Genomic DNA, 23941 nt, shown 5'->3' with positions numbered 1-23941 from the left:
AATGACCATGCACATCCTGTTTATCCTCAAGGACTTCAAGGCGGATGGTGGCGTCGAGCGAGTCCAGCAACGCCTGGCCGGACAATTTCTCAAGGATGGCCAGCGGGTCGGCTTTTTCGTCATGAATGGCGATACTCCGGACGACGTTGGGGCTGCAACCCTCAATGGCGGTGGCAGTGGCATCGTCGGCCTGCTCAAGTCCATCGTACTGCTGCGCCGGATCATTCGCCGTGAGGGTGTGACCCACCTCATCGCCGCCAAGGAACAAGCCAACCTCTGCACCTGGTTTGCCACCTTGGGTCGCCCATGCAAGGTCATCTATACCCGCCACGCGGCACTCGATTGCAGCGAACAGAGGACCAGCCCCACCAGCCTGCGCCTGCTCTACGCGTTGTACCTTTGCGGCAACGGGAAGGTGGTGACGGTTTCCAATGGCCTGCGCCAGTCCCTCGCCAAATGGATGCCCTGGGGTCGCCAGCGTATCCGTTATTGCCCCAACGCGGTGGTCACCGAACAACTGCTCAGTGCCGCACAGGCGCCCTTGCTCACCAGCCTGCCAGCCGAATACTGGTTGGGGGTGGGCCGGCTGGTGGAACTGAAGGGCTTTCACCTGCTGCTCGACGCCTATGCCATGGCCTTGCGCAGCGATGCGCTGCCCGATCTGGTGATCGCCGGCGACGGCCCGGAGCTCGCCGCGCTGACCTCACAGGCAGGCCGCCTGGGCATCGAGGGCCGTGTGCATTTCACCGGGTTCCTGAGTAACCCCTACCCATTGATCAGGCATACGCGGCTGTTCGTCCTGAGTTCTTTGCGTGAAGGCTTGCCGACGGTACTGATTGAGGCCCTGGCACTGGGTACGCCAGTGCTGGCCTGTGACTGCGAAACCGGGCCCAGGGAATTGCTTGATAACGGCCGCCTTGGCCGCCTGGTCACAGTCAACGATGTACCGGCGCTGGCCGAAGGCATGCGGCAAAGCCTGGCCTTGCAGGGCCGGGCGGCGCACAGCGAGCACCTTGTCGCCGATGCGGTCCGCCAGTACACCAGTCAGCATGCGGCGCAGGCGTACTACCAGGTATGGAACCAATGAAAAAGCTGCTGATTATTCTGCACGACTTGAGCGCCGGCGGGGCCGAAAAAATGATGGTGCGCCTCGCCGGTGCGCTGGCTGACGCAGGCAATGACGTTACCTTGTTGATGCTCACCGGCGGCGGTGTGAACTCGGCGCACCTCGACCCGCGGGTGAAAAAGGTCGAATTGCACAGTCTGCGCAGCTCGAGTGCGGTGCCGGCACTGGCACGATTTCTTCGCGACAATCGCTTTGACGCGCAACTGGCCGCCCTCACCCATGTCAACGTGGTGGCCATCGCTGCTGCCGCGCTGTCAGGTACCCTGGCGCGCCTGCACGTCAGCGAGCGCAACGCGTTTTCCTACGACAAACACGTCAACCCCGCATTAAGGGTGCGGGTCGCCTACCTGTTGGCACCCCTGCTGTATCGGCTCATCCCCAACCCGGTGATCTGCGTTTCGCGCGGCGTCGCCCAGGACCTGGTCGACACCACTATTACGCGCCGGCAGGATGTCACCATCGCCGACAATCCGGTCCTCGACAACGACTTTCGCGACAAGCCGCCGGGGCTTCCCAGCCACCGCTGGCTGCTGGAAAAATCCACCCCGGTGATTGTCGCCGTGGGTCGCCTGGCTCGGCAAAAAGGTTTTGACGTATTGCTCGCTGCATTTGCCCGGCTGCCCGATCTCAGCAGCCGATTGATCATTTTCGGCGAAGGCGCGCTCAGGGCCCGGTTGCTCGAGCAGGCACACGCCCTGGGCGTGGCCGATCGGTTCGATCTGCCGGGCTATACCAATGATCCCTTGGCGCAAGTGGCAGCGGCCGATTGCTTTGTGCTGTCGTCGCGTTTCGAGGGCAGTCCCAACGCGCTGGTCGAAGCCCTGTCCACGGGCACTCCGGTGGTGGCGACCTGCTGCCCCTATGGCCCCCAGGATATTCTCGACGATGGCGCGGTCGCTCCGCTGGTGGCCGTCGACGACCCCGCCGCACTGGCGCAGGCGATCACCCTGGAACTGAGGTTGCCGCGCGATTCAAATCGCCAGGCCCGCATCGATGCCGCGGCCCGCTTCGCCAGCGCCTGCGCGGCGAAAACCTATCTCGCCGCGTTGCTTGGGAGCCAGCCGTCATGAAAAAGCTGGAAGTCAGGTATTCCACCCTGCGCGACGCCTTCGCGCTGTTCGGGGTGCTGTTCTACTTCCAGGTCATCACGTTTTTTCTCGGGCTGGGTGATGCGTCGAATCTGGGCGTCGCCGAAAAAGACCTCGAAGGCAACGTGGTCAACCAGATCTGCGGTCTGATCACCCTGCTGGTACCGCTGTTTTTCTTCATCCGCAACAAGGTCTTCATCCGCAAAAGCTTTTACCGGAAAAACTGCTTTGTGCTGCTGTTCATGCTTTGCGTGGCAGTGTCGATCAGCTGGTCCAACGACCCTCTGTTGAGCTTCAAACGTTTTATCGCGATGATCAGCGTGGTGTTTTTTGCAGGTTTCATCGCCTATAACTACAGCATTGAAAAAATCGCCTTCATGCTCGGCTGTGTTATCGGCGCCGCGGCGTTGATCGGGTTGATTTTCGCAGTGATGAGGCCCGACATCGCATTCATTTCCGGCGGAATCCGCGACGGTGCGTTCAAAGGGATCTTCCCGGAGAAAAATGCCGGCGCCCGGATCAATGCGATTGCCATTCTGTTACTGCTGCCGCTGATCCGCCAGCGCAACCCCTGGGCCATCACCTACTCGCTGTTCTCGCTGATCGCCATTGTGCTGGCCCAATCTGCCACAGCAATAGCATTGATTGTTGCCGGCACGGCGAGCTACTGGTATTTCCTCACGCTGATCCGTTTGCGCATCAACCGCTCGCTGTCGGCGTTCTTCGGTACCACCATCATCTACTTGCTGATCTGCCTGTTTCTATACGCCAACTACTCGCTGTTGCTGGGGGTGGTCGGTCGTGACCCGTCACTCACCGATCGCACGCTGATCTGGGACATTCTCACTCCGATGATCGATGCCGAGTTCATCAAGGGCTACGGCTTCGGCGCCTTCTGGTCCAGCCGCAGCGCCGATGCGTTCATTACCCGCTGGGGCTACATTGGAAACGCCCACAGTGGCTACATGGAAACCCTGCTCAACGGCGGCGTCGTACAGCTGACGGCGCTGATCCTCATGCTGGGCGAAGCGCTGATCAAACAATATCGGGCCGTGACGGCTGACCAATCGGCACCGTTTCGCGCCAGCGCCTTGGTGATCATCGGCTTGTTCATCGTCACCAACTATGTGGCGTACGTGATTCCCAACTATCGCTGCGCCGAGTTTTTGGTGTTCTGCACCCTGGCCCTTTCCTTTCGGCATCACCCCGCGACATACCCCGAGTTGTCACCGGCAACCCTGCGTCAGCGTCCGTCTGGCGGGGCATTACCGCGCAATTCAGCCAAGGCGTAACAAAAGGAGAAACACCTGTGCCAGACCAAGCCCCCCCTTTACCGCATTCAGTGTGCGTCGTGATCCCGATGTACAACGGCGCCGACAGCATTGAGCAAACACTGGCGTCCCTGGTCGGGCAAACCCGACTGCCCGATCACGTCATCGTCGTCGACGATGGTTCCACCGATGACGGACCACAACGGGTCAAAGACTTCGCGGCGCCGTTTCGCCTGACGCTGTTGCAGCAAGCCAACGAAGGCCAGGCCAGCGCCCGCAACCACGGATTGCAGCACGCTGAAGAGACTTTTGTGGCGCTTCTCGATGCCGATGACCAATTTCGTCCGCAAAAGCTGGAGCAACAACTGGCCCTGTATGACGAACTCAGTCGTCAGGGACGGCAGGTGGGGTTGATCGACTGCTACACGCAGGTCAATTACAGCGACGGCAGACGGCAATTGGACAACCGGCGCAAGAACGGCAGGCATTTCTACGATTTCATCCACGCCAACGTCGTCAATGGCGTATCCACCGCGCTGGTCAAGCGCGACGTGATCATGCAACTCGGTGGCTTCGATGCCAGCCTGCGTTACTCCGAAGACCGCTTCATGTGGACCCGAATCGCCGAACACTGGGAGATCCACACGGTGCCACAGGTGCTGCTGGAGCGCACGGTCAACAGCGGCAACATGACCGCACAACCGAAAAAGTACTACCAGAACAAGATCAGGTTCATCGAAGTGTACCTCGCCCGCTATGGCGCGCAGCTAAGCAAGCAGCAACGGATCGATTTCGTGCTGGGCAACCACACCGATTTTCTCAATGCATTTTCCCGATGCGGCGAGCATGAGGGGGTGATCAGCGTGTACCGGCGAATGCTGGAATATTCCTGGCAAGCGCTGATCTTCGCCAACGGCAAACCGACCTTGCGCTACCTCTATGCCCGCGCCAGATCGTTGGCCAAGGCGACTGCGTCAACCACCGCTCATTGAACCGGTGTCCGCCATGGCCAATCACCGTCTGGTCACATTGATCTGGATTTTCACCGAGAAGTTCGGCCTGATCTTCCTGTCGATGATTACCTTTGTCGCGTATGCCAGGCTGCTGTCGCCCGCAGAGTTGGGTGTGGGCACGGTCATCATTGCCATCGTCGAGTTGATCGGCCTGGTGTATTCATCGGTTCTGGAAGACCCGCTGGTACGACTCGAGCGGCTGGAGGACAAACACATCGCCACGGCCTTCTGGGCGGCGGTACTCGCCAGCCTGGTGTCCATCGTCGTCATCTCGGGCGCGGTGATGCTGTACACGGCCGACCCGGTGCTGCAATGGATGACGGCGGTGGCTTCGGTGAAAATCCTGTTCACCATGATGGCGCGGGTCTATGTGGCGCAAATGCGCCGTAGCGGCAACTTCAGGATGCTGGCCTCGCGCACGCTACGGGGCAAGGTGTGTGGTGGTGTCGGCGGCATCGCTGTCGCGCTTTGGGGGTTGGGGGCCTGGGCGGTCATTGCCCAGGCACTGATCATGGAGTTCGTGTCCATCATCGTATTGATGCGCGCAGACCCGCGACGCATCGCCTTTTACATTGACGGCCCGTTCTTGCGCGAACTGTTGAAGGCCGGCGCACCGGTTGCCGTCAACGCGCTGAGTTCGCAAACGCTACAGCGCGGCGTCAACGTGGTCCTGGGCATGACGGCCGGCACCAACGCGGTTGGCATGTTCAACATGGCGATGCGCATCATCGATCTGCCGCGTACGGCGATCTATCACGGTCTGATGAGCTATGCGCTGCCGGTGTTTGCCCGGCGCAGCGCCGATCCATTACGGTTGCGCGCGATCATCAGCGATTCGACCGCCGTCAGCGGCTTCCTGCTGACGCCCCTGTTCATCGGCATCGCACTCACGGCGCACGACCTGATCCTGTTGATCTTCGGCGCCAAATGGACCGAGGCCATTCCCCTGCTGCAAGTGCTTGCATGCGCGGCAGCCATCGGCAATACCGCCATGTACGCCACGACCGCACTGGTCGCGGTCAATCGCAGCCACCTGACCATCAAGGCCGAAGTGGCAACCACGGCACTGGCACTGGCGCTGGTCTATAGCTTCGCCAGCCTCTATGGCGGGATGGCCGCCGCCCTGGCCCTGCTGGCCCGGATGGCAATCATCACGCCACTGCAAATCCGCGGGTTGAACAGCGCAATCGGCTATGGCTGGCGGCTGTTTTTCGAAACCAACTATCGCAGCGTGATTGCTTCGCTCGTCATGGCAGCGATCGTCCTGATGGTTTCTTCCCGATTGGATCTTCAAGGCTATCTGCACCTGATCTGCAGCATCCTGGTTGGCGCGCTGAGTTATGCCGTGGCGTATAGCGTCATGCACCCGCGCTGGCCGCAAGAATTCAAATCGGTTTTCACCGCCCGCTGAATTCAGTGGCGTAGCGCCTCCCTCAGTCAATTCCGGATGCCCCGAACAACCTTTCCCCTGCCCAGACCGCATTCCCCTGACTCATCCAATCCCCTCGTGACAGGAACGCCTCATCATGCGCAAAACCACGCTGATTACTGGCGGGGCCGGTTACATCGGCTCCCATACCGCCCTGACCCTCATCGACGCCGGCCAACGCGTGCTGGTGCTCGATAATCTGTGTAACAGCTGCCGAGAGTCGCTCGCGCGACTGGAGCGACTGACCCATACCCGAGTCGACTTCATCGAGGGCGATATTCGCAATACGAACGTGCTCGACGACATTTTCAGCCGCTACGACATTGATGCCGTGGTGCATTTTGCCAGCTTCAAATCCGTGGAAGAAAGCCTTCGAAAACCGTTGGAGTATTACGCCAACAATGTTGCCGGCACGCTCAATCTATGCCAGGCCATGGCCCGTTCCGAAGTATTCAAGCTGGTGTTCAGCTCGTCGGCCACCGTCTATGGCGAACCCGCACAGATACCGATTGGCGAGCACGTGGCCACCGGCAAACCGGTCAATCCATACGGCCGCACCAAGCTGATGATCGAAGAGTTGCTCACCGACCTGTCCTTGTCCGATCCACGCTGGAGCATCGCTCTATTACGCTACTTCAACCCGATTGGCGCGCACGAAAGCGGGCTGATCGGCGAAGACCCGAACGGCAGGCCCAACAACCTGCTGCCGTGCCTGACGCAGGTCGCGATTGGCCGAATGCCCGAACTCACGGTGTTCGGCAGAGACTATCCCACCGTCGATGGTACGTGTGTGCGCGACTATGTCCATGTGGTCGACCTTGCCGATGGCCATCTCAAAGCGCTGCAGGCGTTGCACAACGGTAGAGGCATCCACATCTGGAACCTGGGAACAGGCATTGGCTACAGCGTGCTGCAGATAATCCACAGCTTCGAGAGCGTTACCGGTATTACCATCCCCTACCGATTCGCCCCGCGCCGCGCCGGCGATATCGCCGAATGCTGGGCCGACCCCACCAAGGCAGGGCGCGAGCTGGGTTGGTGCGCACAGCGCGACCTGATGCAGATGATCGTCGACACCTGGCGATGGCAGTCGGGTAATCCGTATGGATACCGCTCCCAACCCGAATTACTGGCCTCTACACCTACGGCGCCAAGAGCGCTGCCAATCAGATCGATCTAGTCTGATCGCCTGCCGTTCGTTCCACCTCAATGGAGAAGTCCAGAAACCCGGCAGCTATCCGATGGCCTGGTACCGAGAACGTTGCCCGTCGTTGCCGCCTGAAGCGCAACGTTCCTGGTGACAGCATCGTGCTCAACGGCGTACCTGCCAACGCTATTTCCGAGGAGAAAGCACGTGTCAAACGACATCTCCCAGTCAGTATGTGTAGTCATTCCGATGTACAACGCCGCTGCCACCATTCAAAAGACGCTGGAGTCGCTGAGCCATCAATCGCGGCTGCCCGATAACGTTATCGTCATCGACGATGGTTCCACCGATCCTGGTCCGCAAATTGTCAGGGACTATGCCGCGCCCTTCCCCCTGACGCTATTGCAGCAGGCCAATGAGGGGCCGGGCAGCGCGCGGAACAAGGGCATCTTGCGTGCCAAAGAAACCTTTATTGCATTCCTCGATGCCGATGACCAATGGCATCCGCAAAAACTGGAAAAGCAGTTAGCGCTCTATGCCGAGCTCTGTCGCCTGGGGCACCCGGTCGGGCTCATCGATTGCTACCAGTTGAGCGAGTTCAACGACGGCACCCGGCAGTTGGAAGCTCGATGCAAAGGCGGCAAGCACTTCAGCGATTTCATACACGCCAATGTAATCAACGGTACGTCCGGCGTGCTGGTGGTGCGCGAGGTCATTGTGGCCCTGGGCGGTTTCGATCCCTCCATTCACTTTGCCGAAGACCGCTTGCTATGGACGCGGATCGCCGAGCGCTGGGAGATTCACACGATGCCGCAGGTACTGATTACGCGCGGGGTAGATCGCGGCAACATGACCGCGCAACCGCACAAATACTACCCGCACAAAGTCAAATTCATCGAGCTATACCTTGCACGCTACGGCGCGCAGCTGAGCAAGCAGCAACGGATCGATTTCGTGCTGGGCAACCACACCGACTTTCTCAATGCGTTTTCCAGACTCGGCGAACATGCGCAGGTGATCAGGGTGTTCAGACGGATGCTTGAGCACTCCTGGCAAACGCTGATCTTCGCCAACGGCAAACCGACCCTGCGCTATCTCTATGCGTGCCTGAAAACATTGCGCAAGGCCCCCTGAGTCGACTGCAATCCATCGATCGCAGAGCCCTCATTCGCCTCCGTTCTCCATTGCCCCCAGGGGATGCACATGCTCAGGGATTTTCTGCTGGTAGCCCTATTGGCATCGATAGCCTTTTACGCGATCGCAGCCCCTCCTCCCCGCCCCCTCACCAGTGGTCTAGTGCTGTGGCTCGACGCTGCGGACGCGTCGAAAATGACCCTCGATGCTCAGAACCGTCTCCTGCACTGGCACGACAAGTCCGGCAAGTCCAACGACGTTACCGTAGACGATGCGGCAGTCGCCTCGCGTCCGCAACGGGTGGAAAACGCCATGAATGGCCATTCGGTGGTGCGTTTCGGTGGCGCTTCGGCGTTTCTTGGCAAGACGATCCGCGCCGAAAAAGGCCCTGTTACCGTATTGATCGTCTCACGTCGACTGACCGATCAAGCCGGCGGCGACACCTGGCAGCGGCTGTTCAGCTCGCGCCCAAAAAACGCCGACAACGACAACGTGCTGCCGAACTTCGCCATTAGCCTGCAAGAGGCCAGTGCCTACGCGCCGATTATTTCCGTCCTGGAACTGTACGACGTGCCGATTGGCCCCTATGCAGTCGGGCGCAATGTGGTTGGCAACGCCGACAACTTTAAAGGCGATATCGCGGAAGTGCTGGTATATGACCGCCAGTTTGCCTCCCTGGCGCAGCAACAAGAGGCGTTTCAATACCTCGCGGACAAGTGGTCGGTTGCCGTTCCCCGTCAGGCCGATACCTGGACCCGGGTCGGACCGCTGGGCACCTTGCCAACACCAGGCAACGCTGACTTGCCGCTGTCCGACCAGGCCAATGCCGGCAACTGGATACTCGACAGCAAACTGTCCGATGACTTCAATGGCTCCGTTCTCGACCTCGAGCGCTGGCACGTCAACGACGCCCAGGGGACTGAATCCCTGGGCCGCAAACCGGCGCTATTCAGGCCGACCAACGCTTCCCTCGCCAACGGCAACCTGAATATTGTCTTTCGCAAGGAAGCCTTGCCGCAGAAGTACGTGAAACTGGGTTTCAAGGACTATTCCTCAGCAATGGTTCGTACTATCGAGCGTGGTTTTTACGGCTACTACGAGGCCCGCGCCAAGCCCATGAACTCGGCCGGCTCCAGCGCGTTCTGGCTAGCCTGGACAGGGCTTGCCGACAACGCCACGGAAATCGACATATTCGAAATCGGCGGCAAGACCAAAAACGGCGCCTTCGACCGCATGTACAACATGAACGCCCACGTTTGGGCCACGCTACGGAGTACCGAGCATTTAAGCGATGGCAGCAACTGGATCAGCCCATGGCGCCTGGCAAGCACATTCCATGTCTACGGCTTTGACTGGCAGCCCGACACCCTGCGCTGGTACGTCGACGGGGTACTGGTCAGGGAAACGAAGAACACCCACTTCTTCTTCCCGATGCAGATCGTCTTTGACAGCGAAGCCATGTGGAATTGGTTCGGCGTTGTCGACGACGCGGACTTGCCCTCCACCTTCAGGGTCGATTACGTCAAGGTGTGGCGACGCGGTCGATAGCCTGGACAGGTGGAGTGGGCGAACGTTGGGCGTCAGGCGCAGGAGATGCTGTTTGCCGCTTCGATTTCGCAATAAAGCACTTTGCCCCTACCGATTTGTGCGTCCTTCGTTCGCTGGCATCCCGGTACATTAGAACTCCATGGTCCTGCAGAGCGACCCAAAACAAAAACAGTCAGCTCGCCTCAATAATCTGCCAACCATCAGGAGTCATCCACATGACAACATCCCAGATTCGCGCTCTTCAATTTGCCGGTTTCGCGTTACTGACGGTTAGCGCAGGCGCGGCGCTGGCCGAAGACATCACCTTTGTCTCCCAGGGCGGTGCCTACCAGGAAGCGCAAAGCAAGGCGATTCTCGAGCCGGCCGCGAAGAAGCTCGGTCTGACGCTAAAGCAGGACAGTTCTCCCAAAGCCTACCCCATCATCAAGACCCAGGTTCAAAGCGGGAAAGTCAGCTGGGATGTGGTTGATTTGCCAACCGGCGATTGCCTGCGCGGCGAGGAAGAAGGGCTGTTCGAGAAACTCGATCTGGCGCTGATTCCCAATGCCGCCCAACTGCCCCCTGAACTCAAGGACGACTACAGCGTCGGCTACATCAGTTACTCCACGGTATTGGCTTATCGTACCGATGCGTTCAAGGGCAAGGATGTGCCTAAAACCTGGGCGGATTTCTGGGATACCGATAAATTCCCCGGCCAACGCTCGTTGCGCAATTTGCCGCGCCCGACCCTGGAAATTGCCTTGATGGCCGATGGTGTCGCCCCGGATAAACTCTATCCGCTGGATGTCGACCGGGCTTTCAAGAAGCTTGAGCAGATCAAGCCCGACATCTCGACCTGGTGGACCTCCGGCGGTCAGTCGGCCCAGCTGATCAGCGACGGTGAAGTGGACATGATCCAGGCCTGGAACGGCCGGATTACCGCCGTCCAGGCCGGTGGCGCCCCGGTAGCCTTCGACTACAACCAGGGGGTGCTGGAAACCAACTCGCTGTGCGTGCTCAAAGGCACGCCACACAAGGTCGCCGCGATGAAGTTCGTCAACGAAGCCATCGACGCCAAACTGCAAGCCGCCCTGCCCCTGCTCATCGATTACGGTCCGTTGAACCCCGAAGCCTTCAAGACCGGGACCATTCCCGACGGGCTCGCGAAAAAACTGCCGTCCTCGCCGGAAAACATCGCCCGCCAGGCATTGCTGTCATCCAAGTGGTGGGCCTCCGAGGCTGGCGTGAAGGCAGAGGAACGCTGGTTGTCATTCGTTCAGAAGCAATAACCCGGGTCCGTGATACCCGGGTTTCACATGACCCTGTAGGAGCTGGCGCAGCCTGCGATCTTTTGGCGGCTTCGGGGATGCCGAAGAGCAGGATCAAAAGATCGCAGCCTGCGGCAGCTCCTACGATCGGCGATGTCTCCAGCCCCCCCTTGAACCCCTGAAAAACCTCCGACGCAGGACATGCCGTCTACCTCCCCTATTTCGCAATAAAGCACTCTGGCACCGCGCATTTGTGACCGCTTCATTTGCGGGCCTGCCGGTACATTAGAGGCTGCATGGTCCCTACAACAAAAAACACGCCCAGCTCGCTTTTAGAATCTGCCCCACTCGGGAGTCCTCCATATGACAACAATCAAGCAGCATCTGTTTTCTAGCGCGAGTCCGGTATCACTGAGCGCCAGCGCATTGGCAGCCAGGCAGCGCGGGCTGTCATTCGTTCAGAACACGTGATGGGAGGCCAATATGTCCAATACCTACTTAGCCAAATCAGCCAAATCCATGCCTGACTCCAGCGACGGTCCGCGCCTGACCCCGGCGATCACCGCGCAAGCCCTGGCCCGTGAAGAGCGTAAGGAAAACCGCTCCATGCTGTTGCTGCTGACGCCAGCCCTGGTGATGGTGGTGGTGCTGTTGATCCTGCCGATGTGCTGGCTGGCGTTCCAGTCGGTACAGACCGAAGAAGGTTTCTCGCTGGTCAACTATGTGCGGATCTTCCAGGAGCGCATCTACTGGGACACCTTCGTCCTGACCTTCAAGATCAGCTTCATGGTGACCATTCTTTCGATCTTCATGGGTTTCCCCATCGCCTACGCCGCATCAAGGTTGCAGGGTTTCTGGGCCAATCTGATTCTGGTCTGCGTGATCATCCCGTTCTGGACCAGCGTACTGGTGCGCTCCTACGCCTGGCTGGTGCTGCTGCAACGCCGCGGCCTGGTCAACCAGACGTTGCTCGACCTGGGGATCATCGACCAGCCGCTGAACCTGATGCACAACACCACCGGTACCGTGATCGGCACCTTGCACGTGATGTTGCCGTTCATGGTGCTGCCGCTGTATTCGGTGATGCGCAAGATTCCTCAGGACCTGATGCAGGCCTCTGAAAGCCTCGGCGCCAAACCGTTCTACACCTTCCGCAGGGTGTTCCTGCCGATGGCCGCGCCCGGTGTGATGGCCGGTTCGATTCTGGTGTTCGTGATCTGCCTGGGCTTCTTCATCACGCCGGAACTGCTGGGTGGCGGACGGACGATTCTGGTCTCGATGCTGGTACAGCGAAACGTCGAGTTGTATCACGCCTGGGGTGCCGCAAGCGCCGTGGGGCTGGTGTTGCTGTTTGTGGTGTTCCTGATTTTCTGGGGCATCAATCGCTTCATTCCTATCGAACGCATTCTGGGAGCGCGCTAAATGAACATGCTTGCCAACCTGCGTCATATTCGCCTGTCCCAGGTGCTGTTCACCCTCCTGGTCGCGGCGATCCTGTTGTACCTGATTCTGCCGGTGCTGATTGTCGTGCCGATGTCATTCTCCGAGGCGCGTTTCCTGCAGTTTCCGCCCAAGGAATGGTCGTTTCGCTGGTACGAAGCGTTTTTCAACAGCCTCGAGTGGATGGCCGCCTCCAAAGTCAGCCTGATCACCGCGCTGGTCACCACGGTGGTCAGCCTGCCGATCGGGATGGCCGCCGCCTACGCGATCAACAGCTCCAGTCTGCGCATCGTGCGCACCCTGCAAATCGTGCTGCTGCTGCCGATGATGGTGCCGATCATTCTGATCGCCGCCGGGGTGTTCTTCGTCTATGCGCGGGTCGGGCTGATCAGCACCCTGACCGGGCTGATTCTGGCGCACATCATGCTCGCCCTGCCCTACGTGATCATTGCGTTGCTGGCTGGCCTGCGCAACTTCGACATGTCCCAGGAAATGGTCGCGCGCAGTCTGGGCATGAACCGCTTCCGGGCCTTCATGGCGGTCACCCTGCCGCAGATCAAGCCGAGCCTGGTGTCGGCGACACTGTTCGCCTTCATCACCTCGCTGGATGAAACCGTGGTGGCGCTGTTCATTTCCGGCGGCGACAACCAGACACTGACCAAGCGCATGTTCACCGCGCTGCGCGATGAGATCGATCCGACCATTGCGGCGATCAGTTCGATCCTGATCCTCGCTTCATTGTTGCTGGTGGTGATCGCCGGTCGCAACAAGCCGCAGTGACTGACGCCGACACCGAGGCTGCCACGGTGTCGGCACAGCCTGCCGCCAAGCGCTGCAATTCAGCATCTATTACCCGTTCAAGTGGCTATCTCGGCATCGGCCGCTGCCCAGACCTTTTTACAATCGGTCCCATCGTTCGGACCTTTAAAGGCACTCAATATGTTGAAAGCTAAACTGCGTGACCCTTCCCTCCTGGTCGAGCGCGCCTACGTCAACGGCGAATGGATCGAAGCCGACGATGGCGCAACGATCGCTGTGACCAACCCGGCCGACGGCAGCGAAATCGCCCGCGTACCCGCTTTGCAAGCAGTGGAAACACGCCGTGCCATTGCCGCCGCCGACAGTCGCTTCAGCACCTGGCGCGAGGTTCCGGCGGCCGAGCGCGCCCGTCTGCTGGAAGCGTGGCACCGCCTGATCATGGACAACCAGGAAGACCTGGCCTTGATCATGACCGCCGAACAGGGCAAGCCGCTGAGCGAGTCTCGCGGTGAAATCGCCTACGGCGCGAGTTTCGTCAAATGGTTCGCCGAAGAAGCACGGCGCATCTATGGCGACACCATTCCATCACCGACCGCCGACCGCCGAATCCTGGTACTCAAGCAGCCGGTCGGCGTGGTCGCGGCGATCACTCCGTGGAATTTCCCCAATGCGATGATCACCCGCAAGTGCGCCCCGGCCCTGGCCGCTGGCTGCACGGTGCTGATCAAACCGTCGGAAATGACCCCGCTGTCGGCACTGGCGCTGGCGGTACTGGCCGAACGTGCCGGTATCCCGGCTGGCGTGTTCAACGTGTTGACCGGCATGCCGGCCGGCATCGGTGGCGAAATGACTGCCAGCCCGGTGGTGCGCAAACTGTCGTTCACCGGCTCGACCCGCATTGGCCAACTGCTGATGAGCCAGTGCGCCGGGACCATCAAGCGCCTGAGCCTGGAACTGGGCGGCAACGCGCCTTTCATCGTCTTCGATGATGCCGACCTGGACCTGGCAATTGCCGGCGTGATGTCGAGCAAATTCCGCAACGCCGGCCAGACCTGCGTCTGTGCCAACCGCATTCTGGTGCAGGACGGGATCTATGACCTGTTCGCCGAACGCCTGAGCGCGGCCGTCAACGCCTTGAAGGTCGGTGACGGCCTGGCCGAAGGCGTCACCATCGGGCCGCTTATCAACGCCGCTGCCGTGGACAAAGTCGCCTTGCACATCAGCGACGCCCTGGAAAAAGGCGCCTCGATCGCCGTCGGCGGCGCCCCGCAAGGCAATGGCCTGTTCGTTCAGCCGACCGTTCTGCTCGACGCGACCCCGGACATGCTGCTGGCCAGCGAAGAAACCTTCGGTCCGGTCGCGCCGCTGTTTCGCTTCAAGGACGAAGCCCAGGCGTTGGCCATCGCCAACAACACGCCATTTGGGCTGGCCGCCTATTACTTCACCCAGGACATGCGTCGCGCCTGGCGTGTCGGCGAGCGTCTGGAATTCGGCATGGTCGGGCTCAACACCGGCGTGATCTCCATGGAAGTGGCGCCATTCGGCGGCATGAAGCAGTCGGGCACTGGCCGCGAAGGCTCCAAGTACGGCCTGGATGAATTCCTCGAGATCAAGGCCTGGCACATCGGCGGCCTGGACTGACAGACAACGGATCGACATTTCGTCGGGCAGCAGATCCTGTTTGCCCGGCGACCTAAAACGGCACGAACAGGGCAACAGCCTGTGTTCAGATGGCAAGCAGATACTCCGGGAACCCCCCGTGCTCTGCAAATGGAGGACGCTTCATGAATTTCACTGAAGGCTTTGAATCGGTCAGCGTCAATCAGGTCTGCAAGCATTACGGTAGCCTCAAGGCGCTGGATAACGTCAGCCTCAAGGTCGAAGCAGGAGAATTCATGTCTGTGCTCGGTCCGTCCGGCTCAGGCAAGACCACCTTGCTGAGCATTCTGGGCGGGTTTATCCGGGTCAGCTCCGGCAACATTTTATTCGGTGAACGCGATGTCACCCTCATGCCACCGCACAAGCGGGAAATCGGCGTGGTGTTCCAGAACTATGCGTTGTTCCCGCATATGACGGTCGGTGAAAACGTTGCCTTTCCGCTGCGTGCTCGCGGTGAAAGCGCCACCAAAAGCCGTGACCGGGTCAAGCAGGCGCTGGCCACTGTCGAGTTGGGCGGTTATGAAAATCGCTCGATCGCCGCCCTCTCCGGCGGGCAGCGGCAACGGGTTGCACTGGCCCGGGCGATTGTCTTCGAACCCAAGTTGATCCTGATGGATGAACCGCTGTCGGCGCTCGACAAACAACTGCGCGAAACCATGCAGATCGAGTTGCGGGCACTGCACAAGCGACTGGGCGCCACCATGATCTACGTGACCCACGACCAGCGTGAAGCGCTGACCATGAGTGACCGCGTGGCGATCATGCGCGGCGGCCGACTGGTTCAGGTCGATACCCCGCGGCGCCTGCACGATCATCCGTCCGACGACTTCGTCGCCAGCTTCATCGGCGAAAGCACCCTGATCCCCCTGCAGCGCAGCAGCAACAATGGTCTGGCGCTGGGGAACACGGCACTGCGTACCACCCGGCCGATTCCGCCATCGGGGGATCTGTTCCTGGCCCTGCAATCGGAAAAACTGCTGCTGGACAATGACACTGCCGGTCCTGAGTGGAATCGTCTGCGCGGGCGCGTTGCGGACATCGTGTTCCAGGGCGAAAGCCTCAAGGTTTTCGTCGATCTGGACGGCGGCCCGACGGTCAGTCTGCGTCAGCCCAGCCACCACGAGGGCAACCTGAACCTGCCACCGATCGGTTCGCCCATGCTCATGCGTCTGCACCCCGAAGACACCATCGTGGTACCGCGGGCAATCGCCTGATTACATCACCTACGGAGCTCAAGATGAATTCTGCACTGACTGAAAACCAACGCCTGCTAGCCTTGCGCGATCAACACATTCCACGGGGCATCGCCACCGCTCACCCGGTGGTTGCCGCCCGCGCCGAGGGTGCTGAACTGTGGGACGTCGACGGCAGACGCTACCTGGATTTCGTCGGCGGCATCGGCGTGCTCAACGTCGGCCACAATCATCCTCGGGTGGTCGAAGCCGTGCGTCGTCAAGTCGGTGAGATATCCCACGCCAGCTTTCAAGTGGTGGCCTATGAGGCTTACATCCAGGTCGCTGCGCGCCTCAACAAACTGGTCGGCGGCGATGAGCACTACAAAAGCGTGCTGTTCACCTCCGGCGCCGAGGCGGTTGAAAACGCGATCAAGATCGCTCGTGGCCACACCAATCGTCCCGCGGTCATCTCGTTCCGTGGTGGTTTTCATGGGCGTACCTTGCTCGGCGTAACCCTGACCGGCATGAGCCAACCCTACAAGCAGAACTTCGGCCCCTTCCCTGCCGAGATCTATCACGCGACTTACCCTAACGCTTATCGCGGCGTCAGCAGCGAAGACGCCCTGGCCGAACTCGATGCGCTGTTTGCCACCGACGTTGCGCCCGATCGCGTGGCGGCCATCATCATCGAACCGGTACAGGGCGATGGCGGTTTCCTCGCCGCGCCCAAAGCTTTTTTGCAGGCCCTGCGCCAGCGCTGCACCGAGCACGGCATCGTGTTGATCCTCGACGAGATCCAGGCAGGTTTCGGCCGTACCGGGACCCTGTTCGGTTTCCAGCACGCGGACATCCAGCCGGACCTGGTCACCGTGGCCAAGAGCCTGGCCGGCGGCATGCCGTTGTCGGCGGTGGTCGGGCGCGCCGAGATCATGGATGCCCCGACACCGGGCGGCCTGGGCGGCACCTACGGTGGCAACGCCGTGGCCTGTGCCGCGGCACTGGCGGTCATGGACTTGTTCGAAGAGCAGGATCTGCTGGCCCAGGGCGAGCAGTTGGCGGCGCAACTGCGCGAGGGACTGCTGGCCCTGCAAAAACGTTATCCCTGCATCGGCGACGTGCGCGGCCTGGGCTTTATGCAAGCCATCGAAATCGTCGCCCCGGACAGCCAGCAAAGCCCGGATGCTGCCCTCGCGCAGAGGATCATCGACGAGGCGCGCAACGCTGGCTTGCTGGTGATCAAGTGTGGTGTCTACCGCAACGTGGTGCGCTTCCTCGCGCCATTGGTCACCACCCAGGCGCAGGTGGCAGAAGCCTTGCAGATGCTCGACAAGGCGCTGGCTGCCGTCAGCGCCTGAGCTACTGCAACCTGAAGGGTGATCGCCAGGCCCGGCCAGCTCAGCTGCGTCGGGTTTCTGGCCGATTCCTCAGAGATCGACAAGCGTTACCCAGGAGCTGATCATGAAAGTCACCCAGTACAAAGCGTTGGGGTTCTCCTTCGGCACGCTGGTGGATCGGGAACGGGGCATTCTGGAAGGCTTGCGTCCGTTGTCGGTGCAGACACAGGCATTGGCCAGCGACGAGCAAGTACTCAGTGCCTATCGGCGTACCGCCCTCGAGCTGGCGGCTACTGGCCCCAGCAATAGCCCCGCGGCATTTCACGGCCAGCTCTACCAGCGTCTGGCTCAGCAATTGCATATTGTTCCCGGTTGGGATGATAGTGTTGCCTTTAGTACCGCCTCCAGCCAGTGGCCTATTTTCGAAGACGCGCCAGGGGCGTTACAGTATCTGAGCAAGTTTTATCGGCTGATACTGATTGCACCGCCCTATGGCATGGATATCGAGTCGTTGACCAGCCGCTTGCCGGTGGACTTCGATGCGATCATCGAACCCAGGGCCAATGACTGGCATGCGAGTCTTGAAAGAGCGTTGCACCGCCTGGGGCTGGAGCGATCCGAACTGCTACCGGTGCGGAGCACCGAATCAGACGACCCATGGAACGAGAGAGTGGATTTTCCGCTGTGTACCCTGCGCCGCGACCATCATCAGCCCTGGAATCACTCAGCCCAGGCACTCGACGGCAAACGGTGCGAATATGCAAGTCTGGCCGATCTGGTTCACGCGCATCAAAAGGCCCTGCATGCCTGACGACAGCCACCCAGTATTTGACATTGCGAGGACTGAACAATGGACGCTGCAACCAAGCTCGATCGTATCGACATCAATATCCTGGTCCAGCTGCAAAAAGACGGGCGCATGACCAATGTCAGTCTCGCCGAAGCCGTCGGGCTTTCGCCCAGTCCTTGCCTGCAACGCGTCAAGCGCCTGGAGTCGGCCGGTTACATCAGTGGCTACGAAGCCCATGTGAACCTGGCCAAGTTCGCCAACTCGGTTACCGTCTTCACCGAAGTCACGCTCTCGGACCACAAGCGCTCCGACTTTGTGAAGTTCGAGTCGAGCATTCGCAATATCGATGAAGTGCTGGAGTGTCACCTGATCAGCGGCGGTTATGACTACCTGGTGCGTTTCCTCACCAGCAGCATTGCTCACTATCAGGAACTGATGGAATCGATCCTCGACAAAAACATCGGGATCGAAAAATATTTCAGCTACATCGTGATCAAGTCACCGGTCATCAAAAGCACCGTGCCGTTGCGCAGCCTGCTTCGATCGGTGTGAAACAGGGACCAGGCGGCCCCTACGCAAAGATCGCAGGCTTCGCCGACCGTGTGCACCTGCAATGTCGTGAATTTCTCTCGCCGGTTGCGTACACCTGCAATGTCCTGGATGTCCGCAATCCCCTGTAGGAGCTGCCGCAGGCTGCGATCTTTTGATCCTGGCAACGGTGGTGTCCGCAGATTTTCCTGATTCAGGAACGAATGTCAGGAAAGAATGCAGAACACCTTCCGGACCTTCTCCAGGCTCGTCCAGGCATTGCTCGCGCCGGCGGGCACCACCACGGTTTCACCGGCGCGGACATTACAGGGCGTGCCCTGCTCGGGCGTCAGCGTCACCCCTCCTTCAATGATGTACATCAGTTCGCAATAGTCCGGATCGACGGTTTTGCGCCCATAGGCCTCGCATTCCCACAGGCCGATGCGCAGGTTGGCGCTGGAAAACAGCGTCTGGCTCCAGGCCTTGGGAGTAGCGGTGAGCAGTACATTGGCCGCCGGCGGATTGCATGGCTGCAATGGCAGGTTCAGGTCTATCTTCAGCGGTTGGCTTGGCATTTGCGCACTGCCGGACAGCCCGGGGAATACCATGAACAGCCGACGCAGTTCACCCCGGTGCGACCAGTGCAGGGCAATACCGCGCGGAACCACAAAGCAGTCCCCCGCCTCCAGGGTCAGACTGAAGCCCTCCCCCTCCAGCGTCAGTTCACCGGCCTCGACGATACCGAGTTCGACCCAGGGAAAATCCTCGATCGGCAGATGGGCGCCGCTGCTCTGGCTGACACCCACGGCGTAGCCCTGAGCGTCATCATGGAAATGCACGCTCCTGCCGGCCGCCAAAGGATCGTCGTGCAAGGCAAAAGCCGCCAATGGCAGACGCCGATCGGTATAGGGTTGTGAGTAATGCAAAATCGCAGGCATGGGATCAGGCTCGTGGCTCATCGGCCAATAATATCCAGAAACTGCTGCCAGCCCGCGGCCAGACGAACACCTGGCGCACGGAAGGCGTGCAATGGAATAGGTTTGAAATGCTCGGCGCTCAACAGGCCGAGCTCGACTTTCTGGCCCGCCGTCATCGCCGCCAGTTGCGCGCCCATGTAGGTCGACATCGCCACGCCGCCGCCGTTATAGCCGATGGCATAGAAACTCTGGCCATCGAGTTGTCCGGCGTGGGGCAGGTAATCGAGCGTCATTGCTACCAGGCCGGACCAGCGGTAGGCAATCGGTTGGTCACGCAATACCGGAAATACATCCCCCATGCTGCGCTGCAACGCGCGGAAGGCTGCTTCGGAGTCGTCCTTGCCGAAGGCCCCGCGGCCACCGAAAATCAGTCGATCGCCCACCACCCGGAACCAGCGCAGCATGCGTTTGGTATCGCCGCAGACCTGCCCGCCGGGCAATAGTCCGGCCAGGATGTCGGCCGGCAAGGGTTCGGTGGCGATGATCGCGCTGCGAAACGGGATCAGGCGCCGATGCAGGGTATCGGTGGCCCGGGTCAGGTCCGAATAACCGTTGGTGGCGTAGATCACCTGTCTGGCACTCACCCGGCCCTGGGGTGTCTGCACGATCATCCGCTCGCCGTCGCGGCGAACCTGCTCGGCGGGGCTGTTGATGAACATTTTCACCCCGCGATCGTTAAGGCTGCGGGCGATGCCCCGGGCATAGTTGAGCGGATGGATACCGCCAGCCTTGGGCGTCAGCAGGCCACCGGTGAAAATCTTCGAGCCGGTCAACCCGGCCACTTCGGCGGCACTGATCATCACCGAAGAACTGCCGCCGGTCTCGCGCTTGATCCAGTTCGCGGTGGACTCCAGGCCGGCCAGTGCGTGCTGGTTGTGCGCCGCCGCGATATGCCCGCCCATGTGCAGACGGGCGCCGGTCAGTCCCAGGGTCTCTACCATTTCCACCAGGCTGTCGACTGCCTGATAACCGGTGCGATACATCTGCAAGGCGGTGTCGCGACCAAAACGCGCCATGAGCGTCGGGAAGCCGACACGAAACTTCGGTGAGACCACCCCGCCGTTACGCCCGCTGGCGCCCCAGGCCAGGGTGTTGGCTTCGATAATCAACGGCTCGCGACCGCTCAGGGCAATATGATGAGCCGCACAGAGGCCGGTATAGCCCGCGCCGATAATCGCCACATCGCATTGCCGATCGCCTTGCAGCGATTGCAATGCAGGTGCAGGTTCGGCAGTCGCCGTCCACAAGGTCTGAAGAGTCATTGCCAGCATCCCAGCGAAAAAAAGAAATGGCGCTATCGGCCTGGCCGTAGCGCCAAGGTACTCAGCCCAGCTCTTTCTCTACCGCGTCGGCCAGTTGCGCCAGCGAGGTGAAGTGGTAATGCGGTTCGGTGCGCTCCGATTCCAGTGTGCCGCCGGTGCCTTTCTGCCCATGACGCCGCTCGATCCAGCACACTTGATAACCCAGGCGCACCGCGACACCGATGTCGTGGTACTGACTCTGTGCCACGTGCAGGATGTTTTCGAACAGGATGCCCTGGGTCGCCAGCACCCCACGGGTGTAAGCGAAGAACTGCGGATCGGGTTTTTCAAAGCGCACATCATCGACGCTGACCTTCACGTCGAACGGCTCGTCCAGGGTCTTGGCCATGTAGTCCAGGGCCCAGATGCGCGAGTTGGTGGTCGCCACCAGTTTGAAGTGTTTGCGCAGGCGCTTGAGGGCTTCGACCGAATCAGGGAACGCCGGGAAGTTCTTCACCGCCAGGCTCAGGCCCTTGGCGTACTCTTCGTTATCCGGCAGACCGAGTTTGGCGGCCATGAGGTGATAGCAGCGCTCCATGTCGTCCGGCCACCAGCCCGACTCGGGGTCGGCACGCGCTTCGCGGTAGGCTTTGAGGATATCGTCATCGCTGCAGGCTTTTCCGGCATCACCGGCCACTTCACGAACGTGGGCAAGTATGCCGGCTTCAAAATCGATGAGTGTTCCGACCACATCGAAAGTCAGGGCTTTGAATTGCTTGAAAGACATATGGCGCTCCGCAGGGTGGGGACATAAGTGAGCTGACGCTCCGGGTCGAAAAAATTATCGCCCCATGCTTCTCGCGCAATGTTCCGTTTTTACCACCCGTGGGGGCATAAGCTACTGTTTTTGCCAACTCCCCAAGCACTAATGCCCGATGTGCTTCATGGCAGCCGTTGAGTCAACTCATTGGCCAGATAGCGGGCGAAGGTCGAGATACGCTGGGCGATATGCCGACGGTGCTGGTACACCGCATGGATATCCGCATTCGGCATCTGGTAGTCCCTGAGCAGCGCCACCAGTTGCCCGCTGGCCAAGTGCTCACGCACATCCCAGTAGGAGCGCATGATCAGGCCATGCCCCTCGAGGGCCAGCTGCACCGCGACCTCACCATGGTTGCTGGAGAGACTACCGCGTACTTTCTGGGAAAACTCGCGTCCGTCCTTGTGGAAGCGCCAGAGCGCATAGTCACTGCCCAATTGCCGCAGGACGATGCAGTTATGGCTGGCCAGGTCTTCGACACGTTGCGGCTCGCCGGCTCGCTCCAGGTAGCTGGGAGCGGCACAGAGGATCCGTGGATTGTCGAGCAAGTGCACGGCAATCAACCGGGAGTCGGGAGGCTCGCCCAAGCAAATCGCCATGTCGAAATCCTGGTCGAGCAGATTGACCGGCTGGCTGGTCAGCTCCAGGGAAATTTCCAGCTGTGGATGCAGAAACGCAAAACTCGACACCACCGGCGCCAGATGCCGTCGGCCAAATCCCAAGGTTCCGTTGATGCGCAAGCGCCCGCGCAACGTCGGTTGGCGATTGCTCAGGGCACTTTCCAGCTCCTCCAGCTGCTGCAGGATCGGTTGCCCTCCTTCCATATACAGCACGCCTTCGCTGGTCAGGGTCAGGCGCCGGGTCGTGCGCTGCACCAGCTGCACCCCGAGGCGTTGCTCGAGTTGAGTCAGGCGCTTGCTGACCGCCGGCAATGACAGACCCAACTCACGCGCCACGGCCGTCAGGCTGCCGCAAGTCGCCACATGCTGAAAGAACGTCAGGTCATCGATGGTGGACATCTATTCTTTCCAAATTTTCAAGAATGGTTTTCCCGCGAAGCCAATTGTGCGTCACCAGCAACCAAATACACTGAAGCCATCGTCCTATCAACCCCCAGGAATCCGATCATGAGCAAGCCCGGCTACAAAATCGCGGTGATCCCCGGTGATGGCATCGGCAAGGAAGTCATGCCCGAAGGTGTACGCGTCATGGACGCCATCGCCAGGACCCACAACCTGGACCTGCACTGGGACTGGTTCGATTTCGCCAGTGCCGACTATTACGTCGAACACGGCAAGATGATGCCGGACGACTGGTTCGAGATCCTCAAAGGCTACGACGCTATCTACTTTGGCGCGGTCGGCTGGCCCGACGTGGTGCCGGATCACATTTCCCTGTGGGATTCGCTGTTGCAGTTCCGGCGCGAATTCGATCAGTACGTCAACCTGCGCCCCTGCCGCTTGATGCCCGGAGTGAAAACCCCGTTGGCCAATCGCAAGCCCGGCGACATTGACTTCTATGTCGTACGGGAAAACACCGAGGGTGAGTACTCGAGCGTCGGCGGCAAGATGTTCCCGGGCACCGAGCGCGAGATCGTGCTGCAGGAAACCGTGATGACCCGCATCGGCGTCGACCGCATCCTCAAGTTCGCCTATGACCTGGCCCAGAGCCGGCCAAAAAAACACCTGACCTCCGCGACCAAATCCAACGGCATCGCCATCACCATGCCTTACTGGGATGAACGGGTGGTTGAAATGGGCAAGCGCTTCCCGGAGGTCAAGGTCGACAAATTCCACATCGACATCCTCACCGCCAACTTCGTCCTGCACCCGGACTGGTTCGACGTGGTGGTCGCCAGCAACCTGTTCGGCGACATACTGTCCGACCTCGGCCCGGCTTGCACGGGCACCATCGGCATCGCACCCTCGGCCAACATCAACCCGGAGCGCAACTTCCCGAGCCTGTTCGAACCGGTCCACGGTTCAGCGCCAGACATCGCCGGCAAAGGCATCGCCAACCCGATCGGGCAAATCTGGTGCGGCGCGATGATGCTTGAGCACCTGGGGCATCCCGAAGCGGGCGCCGCTGTTCTCAGCGCCATCGAAACCGTGTTGGCCATGGGTCCTGAAGCAGCGCCGCTGACCGCCGACATCGGCGGCACCGGTAACACCGAAGCCCTGGGCAAGGCGATTGCAGCGTTCTGTTAACTTGAAAT

The 23941-nt window shown here is 60.3% G+C and carries 21 protein-coding genes; 17 read left to right on the top strand and 4 right to left on the bottom strand.

The window, feature by feature from the left end:
• Position 1: 1 nt before the first annotated feature.
• From AC3IUA_RS15100 to AC3IUA_RS15025, 16 genes are all read left to right on the top strand, one after another.
• Positions 2 to 1087: a glycosyltransferase gene (locus AC3IUA_RS15100; protein WP_489362133.1), complete on the top strand. Its 1086-nt coding sequence runs from the start codon at positions 2 to 4 to the stop codon at positions 1085 to 1087.
• Positions 1084 to 2196 (top strand): glycosyltransferase, encoded by a 1113-nt coding sequence (locus AC3IUA_RS15095; protein ID WP_489362131.1) that lies wholly within the window; start codon positions 1084 to 1086, stop codon positions 2194 to 2196. Before AC3IUA_RS15100 ends, AC3IUA_RS15095 begins: the two co-directional genes overlap by 4 nt.
• Positions 2193 to 3506, top strand: coding sequence for an O-antigen ligase family protein (locus AC3IUA_RS15090; protein WP_489362130.1), 1314 nt, complete (start codon positions 2193 to 2195; stop codon positions 3504 to 3506). The genes AC3IUA_RS15095 and AC3IUA_RS15090 overlap by 4 nt, the downstream gene beginning before the upstream one ends.
• A 17-nt stretch (positions 3507 to 3523) precedes the next feature.
• A complete protein-coding gene (locus AC3IUA_RS15085; RefSeq protein WP_489362128.1) occupies positions 3524 to 4477 on the top strand; it encodes a glycosyltransferase family 2 protein in 954 nt (317 codons plus the stop codon).
• Positions 4478 to 4490: 13 nt separating this feature from the next.
• The gene (locus AC3IUA_RS15080) at positions 4491 to 5909 is read left to right on the top strand and encodes an oligosaccharide flippase family protein (protein ID WP_489362126.1); all 1419 of its coding nucleotides are present in this window, start codon (positions 4491 to 4493) and stop codon (positions 5907 to 5909) included.
• A 115-nt stretch (positions 5910 to 6024) separates the two neighbouring features.
• Entirely contained in the window at positions 6025 to 7107 is a 1083-nt protein-coding gene (gene galE, locus AC3IUA_RS15075) for a UDP-glucose 4-epimerase GalE (protein ID WP_489362125.1), read from the top strand.
• A 174-nt stretch (positions 7108 to 7281) separates the two neighbouring features.
• Positions 7282 to 8208: a glycosyltransferase family 2 protein gene (locus AC3IUA_RS15070; protein WP_489362123.1), complete on the top strand. Its 927-nt coding sequence runs from the start codon at positions 7282 to 7284 to the stop codon at positions 8206 to 8208.
• Between the two features lie 195 nt (positions 8209 to 8403).
• Positions 8404 to 9756 carry a family 16 glycosylhydrolase gene (locus AC3IUA_RS15065; protein ID WP_489362121.1) on the top strand — a complete coding sequence of 451 codons (1353 nt, stop codon included), beginning with the start codon at positions 8404 to 8406 and terminating at the stop codon, positions 9754 to 9756.
• A gap of 215 nt (positions 9757 to 9971) precedes the next feature.
• Positions 9972 to 11024, top strand: coding sequence for an ABC transporter substrate-binding protein (locus AC3IUA_RS15060; protein WP_489362120.1), 1053 nt, complete (start codon positions 9972 to 9974; stop codon positions 11022 to 11024).
• A 462-nt stretch (positions 11025 to 11486) separates the two neighbouring features.
• Positions 11487 to 12425, top strand: coding sequence for an ABC transporter permease (locus tag AC3IUA_RS15055; RefSeq protein ID WP_489362118.1), 939 nt, complete (start codon positions 11487 to 11489; stop codon positions 12423 to 12425).
• Positions 12426 to 13223, top strand: a complete 798-nt coding sequence (locus AC3IUA_RS15050; RefSeq protein ID WP_489362117.1) for an ABC transporter permease — start codon at positions 12426 to 12428, stop codon at positions 13221 to 13223.
• 159 nt (positions 13224 to 13382) lie between these two features.
• Entirely contained in the window at positions 13383 to 14843 is a 1461-nt protein-coding gene (locus tag AC3IUA_RS15045) for an NAD-dependent succinate-semialdehyde dehydrogenase (RefSeq protein WP_489362115.1), read from the top strand.
• A gap of 143 nt (positions 14844 to 14986) precedes the next feature.
• Positions 14987 to 16075 (top strand): ABC transporter ATP-binding protein, encoded by a 1089-nt coding sequence (locus AC3IUA_RS15040; RefSeq protein ID WP_489362113.1) that lies wholly within the window; start codon positions 14987 to 14989, stop codon positions 16073 to 16075.
• Between the two features lie 23 nt (positions 16076 to 16098).
• Complete coding sequence (gene gabT, locus AC3IUA_RS15035) at positions 16099 to 17391, top strand: 4-aminobutyrate--2-oxoglutarate transaminase (RefSeq protein ID WP_489362111.1); 1293 nt, start codon at positions 16099 to 16101, stop codon at positions 17389 to 17391.
• Positions 17392 to 17494: 103 nt separating this feature from the next.
• On the top strand, positions 17495 to 18181 hold the full coding sequence (locus tag AC3IUA_RS15030; protein ID WP_489362109.1) for an HAD family hydrolase: 687 nt from the start codon (positions 17495 to 17497) through the stop codon (positions 18179 to 18181).
• 39 nt (positions 18182 to 18220) lie between these two features.
• Positions 18221 to 18712, top strand: a complete 492-nt coding sequence (locus tag AC3IUA_RS15025; protein ID WP_489362108.1) for an Lrp/AsnC family transcriptional regulator — start codon at positions 18221 to 18223, stop codon at positions 18710 to 18712.
• A gap of 203 nt (positions 18713 to 18915) precedes the next feature.
• On the opposite strand, the gene AC3IUA_RS15020 is transcribed toward AC3IUA_RS15025, so the two are convergent.
• The 4 genes from AC3IUA_RS15020 to AC3IUA_RS15005 all read right to left on the bottom strand — a co-directional run bounded on the left by AC3IUA_RS15020 (position 18916) and on the right by AC3IUA_RS15005 (position 22745).
• Positions 18916 to 19626, bottom strand: coding sequence for a cupin domain-containing protein (locus AC3IUA_RS15020; protein ID WP_489362106.1), 711 nt, complete (start codon positions 19624 to 19626; stop codon positions 18916 to 18918).
• A gap of 17 nt (positions 19627 to 19643) precedes the next feature.
• Positions 19644 to 20927, bottom strand: coding sequence for an NAD(P)/FAD-dependent oxidoreductase (locus tag AC3IUA_RS15015; protein ID WP_489362105.1), 1284 nt, complete (start codon positions 20925 to 20927; stop codon positions 19644 to 19646).
• Between the two features lie 61 nt (positions 20928 to 20988).
• On the bottom strand, positions 20989 to 21693 hold the full coding sequence (locus tag AC3IUA_RS15010) for an HAD-IA family hydrolase (protein WP_489362103.1): 705 nt from the start codon (positions 21691 to 21693) through the stop codon (positions 20989 to 20991).
• Between the two features lie 155 nt (positions 21694 to 21848).
• Positions 21849 to 22745 carry a LysR family transcriptional regulator gene (locus AC3IUA_RS15005; protein WP_489362101.1) on the bottom strand — a complete coding sequence of 299 codons (897 nt, stop codon included), beginning with the start codon at positions 22743 to 22745 and terminating at the stop codon, positions 21849 to 21851.
• 108 nt (positions 22746 to 22853) lie between these two features.
• Here AC3IUA_RS15005 and AC3IUA_RS15000 point away from each other — a divergent pair, with 108 nt between their 5' ends.
• A complete protein-coding gene (locus AC3IUA_RS15000) occupies positions 22854 to 23933 on the top strand; it encodes a tartrate dehydrogenase (RefSeq protein WP_489362099.1) in 1080 nt (359 codons plus the stop codon).
• Positions 23934 to 23941: the final 8 nt, after the last annotated feature.

Source organism: Pseudomonas sp. KH_050 (assembly GCF_057838875.1).
Note: the sequence above shows the minus strand (reverse complement) of the source record. Positions and strands in the feature narration are given on the sequence as shown.